Below are 15,483 nucleotides of genomic sequence, written 5' to 3' on the forward strand. Positions count from 1 at the left end.
TTATATATTTTAGAGGCTTTTAATATTATAAGGAGTGTGGAGAAATGAAGAGGAATATTAAGAGCAAAATAACAACTAGCTTATTTGTTATTCCTTCACTATTTATATTTATCAATGTGGTTGTTATTCCTTTCATAATGGGAATTATTTATTCATTTACGGATTGGAATGGATTTGCTTTTAAAGGATCTTCCTTTGTGGCATTAAGTAACTATATAGAGGTGTTTAAAGATGAAAAGTTTGTTAGCTCTTTTTGGCTAACAGCTAAATATACCATTGTTATGGTTATCACTGTTAATGTAGTGGGATTAGCGCTAGCGCTTTTGGTAACTTCAAAGCTAAAGAGTAAAAACTTATTAAGAACGGTGTATTTTTTACCCAATTTAATCGGTGGGCTAATTTTGGGCTTTATATGGAAGTTTGTTTTTACTAAGTTCTTTGAACAGCTAGGACAAATGCTTAATAAGTCGGAGGTTTTCTTTAATTGGTTAGATAATCCTACTATGGCTTTTTGGGCTCTAGTTATAGTAGGAACTTGGCAGATGGCGGGATATGTCATGGTAATTTATATAGCCTCTATAGAAAGTATATCCGATGAGGTGATAGAAGCAGCAGAAATCGATGGTGCTAATGGCTTTAATAAGTTTAAATCCATTACCCTTCCATTGATTGGACCTGCTTTTACCATTAGTTTATTTATTACCTTATCTAATTCCTTTAAACAATACGATACTAACTTATCCTTAACCAATGGAGGGCCTTATGGAAGTACGGAGTTAATTACTATGAATATATTTTCCACAGCCTTTAGTTATAATAAGTTTGCCATTGCACAGGCAAAAGCCATTATATTTTTCTTGGTGATTATGGTTATTACTGTGATTCAAGTTTATAGTACTAAGAAAAGAGAGGTGGAGATGTGATGAAAGCTAAGTTTAAGCCCTCTAAGATATTAGGATTAATAGGATGGATTGCTGCCATTATAACTTTGTTTCCTATGTACATCATGGTAGTGAACTCCTTTAAAGGAAGAGCAGAAATATTTACAGATACCATGGGACTACCTAAGTCCTTATATTTCTCATATTACCTAAAAGCCATGGAGAAAATGAACTTTACTAAAGCCTTGTTTAATTCTTTAATTATCACAGTGAGCAGCATAGTTTTAATTATAATATTTTCTTCTATGACAGCTTGGGTATTAGTAAGAAATAAATCAAAACTTTCTGACGGTATATTTTATTTGTTTGTAGCCACAATGCTCGTACCTTTTCAATCTCTTATGATTCCTTTAATGCAATACATGAGTGGGTGGGAAATAAAAGCAATTAATTTTTCCATGATTGACACTTATTACGGGCTTATTTTCATGTATATAGGTTTTGGAATGAGCTTATCCGTATTTCTATATCATGGATTCATAAAAGGGGTACCCCGTTCCTTAGAAGAAGCAGCCATGATAGATGGATGTAATAAGTTTCAAGTGTTTTGGAGAATAGTATTTCCTACTTTAAAACCCATTACAGTAACTGTAGCTATCTTAAATGTAATATGGATATGGAATGACTATTTATTGCCTTCTTTAGTATTAAGAAGCCCAGATTTAAGAACCATTCCGCTCTCCACCTTCTACTTCTTTGGAGAGTTTACAATACAATGGAACCTAGCTATGGCAGGTCTTGTGCTTACCATTATACCTATAATAATTTTCTATTTATTTTCACAAAGGTATATTATCAAAGGTGTTATGGCTGGAGCAATTAAATAAGAAGATTAAATAGAAAGTAGGCATAAACATCATGAATAATCAATGGATAATAAGTGATAATAGTTTAGATATAGATAGCCTTTTGAAGAATGAAAGTATCTTTAATGTTTCCAATGGCTATATAGGCATTAGAGGAAATTTTGAGGAAAAGTATCCTAAAAACTTTCCTACCATAAGAGGAAGTTATATAAATGCCTTTTATGAAGTAGAAGCTATACCCTATGGTGAAAAAGCTTATGCCTTCCCTGACACTATGCAAAAGATAGTTAATATAGGGGATGCTCAAAATATAGATATAATAATTGATGGAGAAAAGTTTTCTCTTTTTCAGGGGACGGTTAATGAATTTAAAAGATATTTAGATATGAAACATGGATATTACAAAAGAGAAATATGGTGGACCTCTCCTAAAGGAAAAGAAATGAAAATAAATATAACCAGAATTGCTTCTCTTAGCAATCTAGAACTTTTTACTATACATTATGAAGTGGAAAAAATTAATTTTAATGGAGAGGTAGTTATTGAGTCTTCCATCAATGGAGATGTTAAAAATTATACCGATGAAAATGATCCTAGATTGGCCGCTAGCGGTGCAAATATATTAAATGTAAATTCTATTACCTTTGAAAACTCTGTTGTGCAGCTCACATCCCAAACAAAAAACTCAAAAGAAATGGTGGCCATTACAGTAAAGCATCATTGTAATGTAGATTATGATTTAACTATTAACAAAGATGGTACATCCATAACCGGTGTTTATAGGCTGGAGTCTGGGGAAAGTGTTATAGAATTTACTAAATATGTGGTGTATACAGATTCAAGAAGATTTAAAGATGTAAATAGCAGCGGGAAGGAAATAGTAGATAACCTAAGTAAGAAGTCTTTTAATGAATTGCTTAAGGAACAATATGATTATCTTAAGGAGTTTTGGACTACAGCAGATATTAAAATTCAAGGGGATGAAAACCTTCAACAAGGATTAAGATACAATCTGTTTCAATTGCTTCAGGCTGTGGGTAAAGATTCAGTAAGCAACATCACTGCCAAGGGGTTAAGCGGAGAAGGGTATGAAGGACATTATTTTTGGGATACAGAAATATATATACTCCCATTTTTTACTCTATGCCAGCCTAAATTAGCAAGGCATTTATTAGAGTACCGCTATAAGATATTAGATGTGGCAAGACAAAGAGCAAAAGAATTAGGACATAAAAAAGGATCTGCATTTTCTTGGAGAACCATAACCGGGGAGGAGTGTTCTTCATATTTTCCAGCAGGTACTGCACAGTATCATATTAATGCGGATATAGCCTATGCCTATATTCAGTACTATCTAGTTACAGAAGATATGCGCTTTATAAAGGATTTTGGGGCAGAGGTAATCTTTGAAACAGCTAGAATATGGTTAGAAATAGGTCACTTTCATCATGGCTTGTTTAAGATAGATGCAGTAACGGGGCCTGATGAATACACTGCTATAGTAAATAACAACTACTATACCAATGTTATGGCAAAATATAATCTTAAATGGGCAGTGAAAATTTATGACTTATTGAAAAATACAGACAAAGAAACCTTGCATAGCTTATGCAAAAAAATAAACCTTGAAAAGGAAGAGATAGATTTATTCCATAAGGCATATATAAATATGTATTTGCCTTATGATGAAGATCATAAAATAGATGCTCAGGACGATAGTTTTTTATCTAAAGAGCTTTGGGATTTTAAAAATACTCCTAAGGAAAAATATCCTTTATTATTAAATTATCATCCCCTAACTATTTACAGATATCAAGTGTTAAAACAAGCAGATACGGTACTTGCTCATCTTTTAGTAGAGGATGAATCAGACTTTGACACCATAAAAAACTCCTACGATTATTATGAAAAAATAACCACCCATGACTCCTCATTATCCTGTGCTGTATATAGCATTATGGCATCTAAGATAGGATATACTCATAAAGCTTTTAACTATTTTATAGAAACGGCAAGGCTAGATTTAGATGATACCCATGGAAACACCAAGCACGGAATCCACACTGCCAATATGGGTGGCACTTGGATGGCCATAGTATACGGCTTTGGAGGAGTTAGGATAAAAGAGGATTATGTATGTTTAAATCCAAGGCTTCCTGAAAAATGGGAAGAGCTTAAATTTGAGTTTTTATACAAAGGTGCAATTATTCAAGTAGACATGAGAAAAAATAAAACCATAATAGAGGTAAAAACCAATTATCCTATTCAGCTTAAGATTAAAGATACTATATATAAGTTTTCTGACAATGAAACTGTAGAGGTGTAAAAAAGGGTGGGGGAGACTAGTGAAACTTCTTCTCCACCCCTAAAGCTTACAATAAAAGAAAGATGTAGCTTTAGGGGTTACGAAGAAGTAAGCGACTGCGCCAAATCAAAGATTTGGAGCATCTGCTTAAGATGAAGATGAAGCGGCGGCGGAACTAGCGGCTATGGTTGCAGCTACGGCTGCTTGTTGCTGAGCGATTATTATAGCGTTTATACTGTTACTTAAAGTAACTTCTAATACTCCTTTTTTAAGACCCTCTACATAGAAGTCCGCAACTAAGGTTGAAGCTAGCATTACTCTCATGGATTTATCAATACTCCAAGAACCATATCCAGACTTATCATATAGATAGTCATAAACTTCCTTTATTTCCTTAACTAATTTATCTACATCTGGGGTAATAAGAGATAGAACCCCTAAAGTGGCTAGGCCACTATATCGTGGTTTCATTTTTTTGTTTGTTAGCTCATGATATATTTTAGTAGCTCTATTACATTTTTCTTCAGTACTTTCTTCACCTATGGCTAGTATATGTGATAAAGTTTGAAGATCATTTCCTTTATAGAAACCCATCTTATTTAATGTGGTGTAACAATTTTCTATTTGTTCAGAGGCTTGAGATACATCTAAATCTGTAGTAGCTAATACTGCTGCAAATACATAATCATCAGTAGAAGTAAGCCAAAAATGATTCCTTTTCATGCTCTCATAGAAATCTTGCATACGGTTAAGAGCATCACTCCATTTGTCTTTAGGAACTTCCTTAACTATGGTATAAGCAGCTAAGGGTAAGTAGGTACTTCTTTTAAAGCCCATATTCTTCATTTTTTCATAAAGATCTATGGTGTTTTGGAAGAAATCCTTATAATCCTCTTCCAAATATAAAAGAGTACATAGAGTAAATTGGTTAATACCTCTGAAATAAGAGGTCCAACTAGTATTGGTCTTAATATATTTTTTTATATCCTCCAGTGCAAATACGTCTACGGATCTTTTTTTGGTGGCATGAACGGAGGCAGAAAAGTGCTTTATTAGGGTATGCTCCCACTTGAAATTCTTTTTTAGTTTATAAAAGTTTTCTATCATTAGATCTACTTTTTCTTTCAATAATATATCCATACTACCCCTCGCTTTTTAGCTATATTAAGCGGTATAAAATACTGCTTAATATAATTGTACTACTTATAAAATTTTAAGTAAATAAGTATCAAGTGATTCTTAGCTTCAGATGGGGTTTGCCTAAAAGGAGTACTTACCCTATCTGAAGCTAAGAAGAACTTATCCAGGAGCTTAGCGCTGATTATTCCGCCACTTGAAGAAGTGGGGGTATTAGAAGCGGTTAGCTATGGGATAACTGCATAAATAAAGCACCTTGCTTTATTAAAACAGCAAGATGCTTTTGGAATTATTGTTAGTCTTGATATTGTGATAATTGATCACAAGCAGTATTTAATGAATTAATAGCCTGTTGAATCTTAGCCTTATTATCTGGCTTTTCTGCTAAATTAACAGCTTGCTGAAGTGAATTAACAGCTGTCTTCACAGTGTTCATACTTTGGTCGATATGTTGTTTTGCTTTTCCTGGCATATATAAAACCTCCCTATTAAAATACTTCAATAGTAGTATGGTCTTAGATTTTAAAAATATACATGAGGTGCCAGGCAGGACTTACTCTATTTTCATAAGTATATTTATTATTTCTTCCACATTATATTTTAATGATTCTAAATCATTAGGATTTAAAGTGGATATTTTATTTGATAGAATTCTTTTCATCCTATCCTCTTGTTCTCTTACAAACTCATGGGCTTTATTTGTGAGTTCTACTCTTACTATCCTTCTGTCCTTTGTATCATTATATCTATGAACCATTCCATCAGAAATAAGTTTATCAATAATAGGAGTCATGTTGGGCCTAGAAATGGTAAGGCTATTACAAATATCTGACACGGAAGATGTTCCCTTTTTTTTTAGATAAAATATAACTTTGAAGTGGGAAGATGGCATAGAAAGATTTTTCATAGTTTCATCTGGATTAATAACTTTTTTATGTAATAGTAATAATAGATTATATAAGTCATCTGAAAGTTTATTAAGGTTAGTTTCCATGATTTTCACACCTTTTTCTATAAATATCTTAATATATATAAGGCTATTATACCATAAAAAAGTTATTGACATATAAAAATAATTAAAATATAATAGTTATTATTTCATAATTATATAAAAGGTAATACTATGAATAATATCAAGTGATTCTAATAAAATGGGGAGATGTTATTAAATGTTTAAGATAGCTAAGTATCTAAAACCCTTCATTGCGTCTATAGCGGCAGTGGTAGCACTTTTATTCTTACAAGCAGTATGTGACTTATCACTGCCAGAATATATGTCTAACATTGTTAATGTGGGTATTCAGCAAGGAGGAGTAGAAAACGCAGTTCCTAGAGCACTTCGTGAAAGTGAGCTTGATAAAATAAAACTTTTTTTAAGCGAAGAGGATAAGAAAATAGTAGAAGATAACTATATACTTTTGGATAAAAATAATTTATCTCAAAGTGAGTTGAAAAGATATTTAAAGGACTATTCAAACTTCCAAGAGCAGCCACTTTATATACTTAATACAAAAGACAAAAAAACCATAGACAAACTTAATAACATATTAGGAAAGCCAATAATAATTGTTGGTGGCATTGAGAAGGGCGGAATTTCAAGTTTAACTTCCCCTATGCAAGGAGCTTCCGGGGGAAAACCCACAGGTAATATTTCAGCAAATACAGATCCCTTTGCAATAATAGCTAAATTGCCTCAAGAGCAAATTAAGGCTATGAAAGAAAATATAGACAAGAAATTTAAAGATATGCCTGAAAGTATGATTACACAGTCAGCGGTTACCTTTATTCAGAATGAATACAAAGCCATAGGAATAGAAACAGATAAGCTTCAATCAAATTATATTGTTATGGCAGGTTTTAAAATGCTGCTTTTAGCATTGCTCAGCATGGTAGCTACGGTTATAGTTGGATTATTAGCTGCAAGAGTGGCAGCTGGTGTGGGAAGAAATCTTAGAGAAAAAGTGTTTAAAAAGGTTACAAGTTTCTCTAACACAGAATTTGATAAATTCTCCACTGCTTCATTAATCACTAGAAGTACTAATGATATTCAGCAGGTACAGATGCTTATGGTAATGTTACTTAGAATTGTATTTTACGCTCCAATCTTAGGGATTGGTGGAATTATAAAAGTTTTAAAAACCGATACATCTATGGGATGGATTATTGCCGTAGCTGTTATGGCTATTTTAACCTTGGTTATTGTGTTATTTAGTATAGCTATTCCTAAATTTAAGAGTGTACAAAAACTAGTGGACAAGATAAACCTTATAACTCGTGATTCTTTAATAGGAATGTTGGTAATACGCGCTTTTAATACTGAAAAATATGAAGAAAATAAATTTGATAAAGCAAATAAAGATTTAACTAGAACTAATTTGATTATAAGTCGTTTAATGACCATTATGATGCCTATGATGATGCTTATAATGAATGTCATAACCGTTTTAATTATTTGGGTGGGAGCACACCAAGTGGATGCAGGTAATATGCAAGTGGGTAATATGATGGCGTTTATGCAGTATACCATGCAAATAATAATGGCATTCTTAATGATTTCCATGGTGTCCATTATGCTTCCTCGTGCTTCCGTATCAGCACAACGTATAGTGGAAGTGCTAGATACTGAGGTTATGATTAAGGATGCTCCAAAGACTAAAGATTTCAATTCATATAACAAGGGATATATAGAGTTTAATAATGTTAGCTTTAAATATCCTGGAGCAGAAGAGGCAGTACTAGAAAATATAACCTTTACTGCAAGACCAGGAGAAACCACAGCCTTTATTGGAAGTACAGGAAGTGGTAAATCCACTTTAATAAATTTAATACCTCGTTTTTATGATGTAACCAGTGGAGAAATACTAATTGATGGCACAGACATAAGACAGGTAGCTCAAAAAGAGCTAAGGGATAAGATTGGATATGTGCCACAAAAGGGAGTTTTATTTTCAGGTACCATAGAAAGCAATATTAAATATGGTAAGAAGGATGCCTCAGAATCAGAGCTATTAAGGGCAGGAGAAATAGCTCAAGCGATGGAGTTTATAAATTCTAAACCAGAGGGCTTTAAAACAGAAATATCTCAAGGGGGTACTAACGTTTCAGGAGGACAAAAACAAAGATTGTCCATTGCAAGAGCCTTGGCTAAAAATCCTGAGATATTCATATTCGACGATAGCTTCTCAGCTTTGGATTTTAAAACTGATGCAGCCTTACGTAAGGCTTTAAGACAACAGATTACACATAGCACTGTGCTTATCGTGGCACAAAGAATAAGTACCATTATGAATGCTGATAAGATTATAGTGCTGGATGAAGGTAAAATAGTGGGAAATGGTACTCATAAAGAACTTATGAGAAATTGTGAGGTTTACAAACAAATAGCATTATCCCAACTTTCAGAGGAGGAACTTTCATCATGAGTGATAGAAAAATAGATAATAAAAGACAAGGTGGCTTTGGTGGCGGGGGCCACATGGGAGGCATGGGAAAGGTTGAGAAGGCCAAAGATTTTAAGGGCACTATGAATAAGCTGATGAAGTATCTAAAACCTTATAGCATAGCCATAATCATAGTGGTGCTTTTTGCTATTTTTAGTGCAGCTTTTTCCATAGTAGGTCCTAAAATTTTAGGAAAGGCTACCACAAAGCTTTTTGAAGGATTGGTAAATAAGGTTACTGGGGTAGAAGGCGCCTCTATAGACTTTGCTTATATAGGAAATATAGTAATTTGGCTTTTAGGATTATATTTAACCAGTGCTATTTTCTCCTTTGTACAAGGATATATAATGTCTGGAGTAGCGCAGAAGATTTCTTATAAATTTAGAAAAGAGATTTCAGAAAAAATTAATCGTATGCCGCTAAAATATTTTGATAGCAAGACACATGGAGAAGTATTATCTAGGGTTACTAATGATGTAGATACCGTGAGTCAAACCTTAAATCAAAGTATGTCACAGATAATAACTTCAGTTATTACAATAATAGGTGTTCTTATAATGATGATATCTATTAGCTGGCAGATGACTTTGGTAGCACTTTTAATTCTACCTGTATCCATGGCGCTTATCATGGGTGTAGTAAAAAAGTCACAAAAATATTTTAAGTCTCAGCAAGAATTTTTAGGCCATGTTAATGGTCATGTGGAAGAAGTTTATGGCGGTCACAATATAATGAAGGCCTTTAATGGAGAAGAAGAGGCAGTAGAAAAATTCCAAGAAATTAATAGTACTCTCTATAATTCAGCTTGGAAATCCCAATTTTTATCAGGGATGATGATGCCTATTATGACCTTCATAGGAAATATAGGTTATGTAGCAGTATCCATATTAGGTGGATGGCTTGCCATAAAGAAAACCATTGAGGTGGGAGATATTCTATCCTTTATTCAATATGTTAGAACCTTTACTCAACCTATAGCGCAAGTAGCTCAAATAGCCAATGTTCTTCAATCCACAGCAGCTGCTGCTGAGAGGGTTTTTGAGTTCTTAGAAGAGGAAGAAGAGATTAAAGAAGCAGAAAATCCAGTTACTCTTGAAGAGGTTAAAGGGGAAGTTGTATTTAAGAATGTTCACTTTGGATATAACCCTGATAAGATAATAATAAATGATTTTTCAGCAAAGATTAAACCTGGTCAAAAAGTGGCTATTGTTGGACCAACAGGAGCGGGTAAAACCACTATGATTAAGCTTCTTATGCGTTTTTATGACGTAAATGATGGTGCTATATTAGTAGATGGACATGACATTAGAGACTTTAGGAGAAGTGACTTACGTAATATGTTTGGTATGGTGCTTCAAGATACTTGGCTATTTAATGGTTCAATAATGGAAAATATTCGTTATGGTAACCTTTCTGCCACTGATAAGGAAGTAATTGAAGCAGCAAAATCAGCTCATGTTCACCACTTTGTAAAAGCTCTTCCTAATGGATATAACATGGAATTAAATGAAGAAGCAAGCAACGTATCTCAAGGACAAAAGCAGTTATTAACCATTGCTCGTGCTATACTATCTGATCCAAAGATATTAATTCTAGATGAAGCCACCAGCTCAGTGGATACTCGTACGGAAGTATTAATACAAAAGGCTATGGAAAACTTGATGAAAGACAGAACTAGCTTTATCATTGCCCATAGACTATCTACCATTAGGGATGCAGATTTAATACTTGTAATGAAGGATGGAGACATAGTAGAACAAGGCAAACATGAAGAATTATTAAAAGCCCAAGGCTTCTATTCTGCCCTTTATAACAGTCAATTTGAAGATGTAGCTATATAATAAAGATAATAAGCTTTTATTATCAATATATATTTTAGGTCACTTGGAATTAGATGAAATGGAAAAAGATAATAAATAATGCGATGTAATAAATGCTGTAATATATGGAAAACATTGTGATATAATAGGTATAATTATAGGATCTCTATAGTTATACCTATTTTGTTTTTTAGAAATATAAACATGGGATTTAAATTGTGCCATTGAATTATGTTAATTAGATGATTTAGGAGGTAAAGAGATGAAAAAAAAGTTAGTTTTAATTCTACTTGTTTTAGTTTATACATTAACTGGATGTAGTGTGGACAAGTTAGGCGAGGATGAAAGTAAAGCCCCTGCAATAATTGCTAGGTATCCAGAAGTATCTAAACTTAATAGGGATAAAATAGATGCTATACCTCAGCATAAACCTGATGCTTCGTACTGGGAGGTTGACTTAAGGCATTATGATTTATCTAATTTAGACATTACTGATGAATATAATAACTTAAAATATGCGGATTTTGATTATGGTACTGTTTGGCCCAAGAAGCTGCCAAAGGAATTTGATCCTGAGAAGATTATGAAAAATGGAAAAGATCCAGGATTAAATTTAAAAAAATTACATAAGAAAGGCATAACAGGAAAAGGAGTAGGTATAGCGATAATTGATCAAGGACTATTAGTTAATCATAATGAATATAAGAAAAGACTAAGAGTATATGAGGAAATACATTGCTTAGACGAAACAGCTACTATGCATGGTTCAGCTTTGGCTTCAATATCAGTAGGAGAAAATGTTGGTGTAGCTCCACAAGCAGATTTGTATTATATAGCTGAAACTAGTGGTGAACATAAAGGCGAAGACTTTATAATGGATTATTCTTATGTGGCACAAAGTATAGATAGAATTCTTGAGATAAACGATACCTTACCACAGAACAAAAAGATAAGAGTAATAGCTATTGCTTTAGGATGGTCATCAAAAGAAAAAGGATATGAAGAAGTGATTAAAGCTGTGGAAAGGGCAAAGAATAATGGAATTTTTGTAGTTACTTCTAGCTTGGCTGAAACCTATTATGGATTTAATTTTATGGGGTTAGGTAGAGATATTAATGAAGATCCCAATAAATTTAATAGTTATAGGCCAGGTTTATTTTGGAATGATTTGTATTATAATAATCCAGATAATTTTAGTAATTATCTATTAGTTCCTATGGATTCCAGGAGCGTGGCAAGTCCTACAGGAGTGGATGATTATGTCTTTTATAGAAGAGGTGGATTAAGCTGGTCAATTCCTTATATTGCAGGACTTTATGCATTATCATGTCAGGTTAAACCAGATATTACTCCGGAAGAGTTTTTAAAAGCTGCAGTGGATACAGGAGAGATTATAACTTATGGTGATGATATAAAGTATGAGCTTAGTAAAATAGTTAATCCAGAAAAGTTAATTAAAGCAATTAAAAAGTAGAATAGAAGGAAAGCAATAAGCATTTTACCATTTTTAGATTACTTTTTCTTAGTAATATTTATATTTATTCCTTAGTATAATATTAGAGATGATGAATTTTATTAAGAGGAATGAAATATGTTATCAAATGCTGAGTTTATAAGACAATCCTTAGAACTGCACTTGTTTTTTGCAAGGATAATGAAAGAACATTCCTTCTTTTTACAAGTTGGTTTTCCACAAAAGAATTCTAATTTTATACTCCAAGCAGATGCTTTTAGAAAGGAATTTGACAATTTTTTGTTAGAAGTAATAAGACTTTCCCAAGGAATTGTTAGTGAAAATGTACTGCACTCTGGAGAAGTTGTAACCCCCTATACATTAAAGGCAGAAATGGCTTTGGTAGAAAACAGATGGAGAATGGATAAGGTTAATATGGAACAGAGTGTATTCATCATTAATCAAAAGGCAATGGAATTAATAAAGGCTTTAATGCATTTTAAGAGTGTAGTAATATCACAAGTTAATTCCTGTACTATCATTACCACAAATTATCCTTCTTTATTAATGCATATTTTAGAAGAAGCAAAACATTATCTCTTAGATGTTCAGCGCCTCCAAATGCGTGAGGAAGTTACTGTACACACTGAGCCTATTAAGGAAGAAGATTTTTGGAATGACATTATGGGGGAACATGCAAAATTTATTAGAGGCATGCTAGATCCTAGTGAGGAAGAGTTAATAAAAATAGCCAATAATCTTGCAAATAAATTTGATGCCTTGAAAAAAGAATCTAGTAGCATTATGGACAAAGTTGTGGCAACTACAAAATTGTTAGAAGACAGCATTAAAGCCACCATGGAAATAATTAAATTTAAGCAGCAAGGCACTGAAGGAATTCTAAATTGTAAAATTAAATCCTTGATAATACCATTATTGGCGGATCATACTTTAAGAGAAGCAAATCATTATATGAGAGTGTTAAAATCTTTTTAAGGTGCTAGGAACGTGACAAGTGATAAATTATGAAATCATAATTTATCACTTGTACGTGCTTAGCATCTTTTTATTAACTTAAAATTTTCTTAAATTTTGTAAAAAATCTTTTAACATTAAGTTTTTTTCTTTATAATATAAATATATTAAAAAAGTGTAAATTTTTTGTAACTATTATTGTAAAAGTGAGGAGTTTATTTGTATATAATTGGTAATATAATAATAAGCAAACTATTTATCCATGAAGGTGAGGATATAAAATGATAAAACCTGTATTGAAGAAATTTGCTTTTTTTGCAGCATTGGCAGGATTAATAATGTTTTTAGAAAAAGATACTATAGCTTCTGGAAATGTAAAGCTTTTTAGTGATGCTTATCCTAGAAGTGAAAGAAGACATAGTATGGAAAGACTTTGTAAAACTAGAGTTGAAGAAGTACAAGCCTCTTTAAAAGATAAAAAAAATGAAGTTGCATTAAACTTTTTTTTAGAAGGTAAGGAGATTAAATTTACTTCCCCTATAATATTTACCTTTAACAGATATTATCTTCCTGCAGAAGAAATCTTAGCAAAACTAGGATATACTGTGGAAAAGTCACAAGATGATATGAGTATAATATCTAGTTCTAATAAAGTTAATATTAACTTTAAGGATAAAAGTTTCAATATTAATGGTGAGAAGGAATATTTAAGAGGTGAAACTGGGTTAATAAATGACAAAGTTTATATGTCCTTATTTGATCTATGCAATATAGGAAATTTAACAACTCGTTGGAACAGTAAAGAAAATAAAATTTCCCTCTATGCAAAAAAGAATAACCAGATAAATGCTATTAATGATAAGAGAAAAACTAATAAATCTAATAAAAGTGCCTTGGTAAGATTTGAAGATTTAGCGCCTATGGAGTTTTATTTAGATGATGGAAATTTAGAAAGGCTTAGAGCTGTAGGGGACAAGATGTATGAAAGTGCTACACCCTTCCATGTGGCTTGGGTTCCTAGATATGTAAATCCTAAAGAAGGTATTGATAATAGTTTACTAGCTAATAAAAATATAAAAAATGCTGATTTTCTCTTCACTTTGGATTACTTGATAACTAAAGGAGGAATAATAGGGCTTCACGGCTACACTCATCAGAATAAGGATGAGGAAAGCATAATTGGCTCTGAATTCTCTGAAAAGTACAATCTATCAAGAAGTGAAAAGAGGCAAAGGGTGGAAAAAGCTATAGAGGTAGCTCAGTACTTAAATATTCCATACAAATTTTTTGAAACCCCACATTATAGATGTAGTGCAAGATTCCAAAGATTATTGGAGCAATATTTTGATTATATTTATGAATCTAATTTAGAGGTGTTTAATAATAAACCTATAGTAAGTGAGTATAATAATAGAACTATGTACATTCCCACTCCCTTGGGATATGTAAAAGATGATAATGTCGGAGAAATAATAGATAAGGCGGAAAAAATAAAATCAGAAGACTTTTTTAGCTTTTATTATCATCCAGGCAAAGAGTTTAAGTACATTACTTTAGAAACCTCAAAAGATGGATACCCTTCATATAAATATGAAGCAAACAAAGGGGTACAAGCCATTATTAATAAGATGTATTCTATGGGCATAGATTTTAAGAATATAATAGAGTTGAGAGATAAAGTGGAAAAATAATTTGAATAATTAAAAAGTAAAATAGAAGGCAAACTAATAGGAGGAATCTTATTAGTTTGCTTTTTTTTATGATAATTTCTAAATCATAATATCATTAAGACTTTAGTTGCCCTTAATTATGATAATTTCTATACTCCAAAGGAGTAAAGCCTGTAAGCTTTTTAAAGGTCATATTGTAATAATTTTGATTGTTAAACCCTACATTTAAAGCGATATCCAGTATAGAGGAATCTCCTTCCACTAATAAGCCTTTGCTTTTTTCTATCCTAATTTCATTTAAAAACTGAGAGAAGGTCTTATTTACTTCCTTTCTAAATAAGCTGCATAAGTAGCATTTATTAACATTTAATTTCTTAGCCAAGGTATCTAAATTAATGGTTTCCTTATAGTTTTCATACATATAGTCCACAGCCCTTTTTACATAAAAGTTTTGAGGGGAAATTCCCTCTGGGTGGTGACCTTCTACTAAATCACAAGTCTTTGCAATGCTATGTAAAAAAGAAATAAGGTTTGGAATAAATTTTTTAGGCTTAAAAACTATATCTGTGATTTTGCTTTGATCTGTCACATAAGGACCTAGAATATAGATTCCCTTATCTTTATTTTTTGGACATGCAAAAAAACCTGTAAAATTAATGTCCTCTTCTACTAGTAAGGTTTCATATTCAAAAGGATTATTTCTAAGGCTTTCTTTTATTTTTTTGTATATATTATATTCCTCTACAAGGCAGTTAAAATTCTCATTATAGCCATAAGAGGCTATAGCTGTGTGGTTAGAGGCGTAGAATTTAATGGGCAGATGAGTGCATGAAAAGAAATTTTTAATGGTTTCATTTATATGATTTTGATCTAGATATAGAGTTTTGTGCAAAGATAATCCCTCCAGGTGAAGAAAGATATAAATTTAATTATAAA

Annotated in this window: 12 protein-coding genes; 8 read left to right on the plus strand and 4 right to left on the minus strand. The window is 32.2% G+C overall.

The window, feature by feature from the left end; translation table 11 throughout:
• Positions 1 to 44 precede the first annotated feature (44 nt).
• Genes BUA82_RS09390 through BUA82_RS09400 form a run of 3 tightly spaced genes read left to right on the plus strand, consistent with a single transcriptional unit; the run spans position 45 to position 4,073 of the window.
• Positions 45 to 923 (plus strand): carbohydrate ABC transporter permease, encoded by an 879-nt coding sequence (locus BUA82_RS09390; RefSeq protein ID WP_073006936.1) that lies wholly within the window; start codon positions 45 to 47, stop codon positions 921 to 923.
• Positions 923 to 1,768, plus strand: a complete 846-nt coding sequence (locus BUA82_RS09395) for a carbohydrate ABC transporter permease (protein ID WP_073006938.1) — start codon at positions 923 to 925, stop codon at positions 1,766 to 1,768. The genes BUA82_RS09390 and BUA82_RS09395 overlap by 1 nt, the downstream gene beginning before the upstream one ends.
• Before the next feature lie 31 nt (positions 1,769 to 1,799).
• Complete coding sequence (locus tag BUA82_RS09400) at positions 1,800 to 4,073, plus strand: glycoside hydrolase family 65 protein (RefSeq protein ID WP_073006941.1); 2,274 nt, start codon at positions 1,800 to 1,802, stop codon at positions 4,071 to 4,073.
• A 126-nt stretch (positions 4,074 to 4,199) separates the two neighbouring features.
• On the opposite strand, the gene BUA82_RS09405 is transcribed toward BUA82_RS09400, so the two are convergent.
• The 3 genes from BUA82_RS09405 to BUA82_RS09410 all read right to left on the minus strand — a co-directional run bounded on the left by BUA82_RS09405 (position 4,200) and on the right by BUA82_RS09410 (position 6,183).
• Complete coding sequence (locus BUA82_RS09405) at positions 4,200 to 5,192, minus strand: DUF4003 family protein (RefSeq protein ID WP_073006943.1); 993 nt, start codon at positions 5,190 to 5,192, stop codon at positions 4,200 to 4,202.
• A gap of 292 nt (positions 5,193 to 5,484) precedes the next feature.
• Positions 5,485 to 5,661, minus strand: coding sequence for a hypothetical protein (locus BUA82_RS20670; protein ID WP_178140712.1), 177 nt, complete (start codon positions 5,659 to 5,661; stop codon positions 5,485 to 5,487).
• Between the two features lie 81 nt (positions 5,662 to 5,742).
• Entirely contained in the window at positions 5,743 to 6,183 is a 441-nt protein-coding gene (locus BUA82_RS09410) for a MarR family winged helix-turn-helix transcriptional regulator (protein WP_073006945.1), read from the minus strand.
• Between the two features lie 175 nt (positions 6,184 to 6,358).
• On the opposite strand from BUA82_RS09410, the gene BUA82_RS09415 reads away from it, so the two are divergent.
• The 5 genes from BUA82_RS09415 to BUA82_RS09435 all read left to right on the plus strand — a co-directional run bounded on the left by BUA82_RS09415 (position 6,359) and on the right by BUA82_RS09435 (position 14,568).
• Positions 6,359 to 8,611, plus strand: coding sequence for an ABC transporter ATP-binding protein (locus BUA82_RS09415; RefSeq protein WP_073006947.1), 2,253 nt, complete (start codon positions 6,359 to 6,361; stop codon positions 8,609 to 8,611).
• Entirely contained in the window at positions 8,608 to 10,470 is a 1,863-nt protein-coding gene (locus BUA82_RS09420) for an ABC transporter ATP-binding protein (protein WP_073006950.1), read from the plus strand. Before BUA82_RS09415 ends, BUA82_RS09420 begins: the two co-directional genes overlap by 4 nt.
• Before the next feature lie 241 nt (positions 10,471 to 10,711).
• Complete coding sequence (locus BUA82_RS20320) at positions 10,712 to 11,923, plus strand: S8 family serine peptidase (protein ID WP_083599869.1); 1,212 nt, start codon at positions 10,712 to 10,714, stop codon at positions 11,921 to 11,923.
• A 117-nt stretch (positions 11,924 to 12,040) separates the two neighbouring features.
• Positions 12,041 to 12,898, plus strand: coding sequence for a DUF2935 domain-containing protein (locus BUA82_RS09430; protein ID WP_073006951.1), 858 nt, complete (start codon positions 12,041 to 12,043; stop codon positions 12,896 to 12,898).
• Positions 12,899 to 13,158: 260 nt separating this feature from the next.
• Positions 13,159 to 14,568 carry a DUF2334 domain-containing protein gene (locus BUA82_RS09435; RefSeq protein WP_073006952.1) on the plus strand — a complete coding sequence of 470 codons (1,410 nt, stop codon included), beginning with the start codon at positions 13,159 to 13,161 and terminating at the stop codon, positions 14,566 to 14,568.
• A 112-nt stretch (positions 14,569 to 14,680) separates the two neighbouring features.
• Here the strand turns inward: BUA82_RS09435 and BUA82_RS09440 are convergent, their stop codons facing one another.
• Positions 14,681 to 15,439 (minus strand): helix-turn-helix transcriptional regulator, encoded by a 759-nt coding sequence (locus tag BUA82_RS09440; protein WP_073006953.1) that lies wholly within the window; start codon positions 15,437 to 15,439, stop codon positions 14,681 to 14,683.
• Positions 15,440 to 15,483: the final 44 nt, after the last annotated feature.

This window comes from Clostridium amylolyticum, from assembly GCF_900142075.1.
Lineage (GTDB): Bacteria > Bacillota > Clostridia > Clostridiales > Clostridiaceae > Clostridium_AA > Clostridium_AA amylolyticum.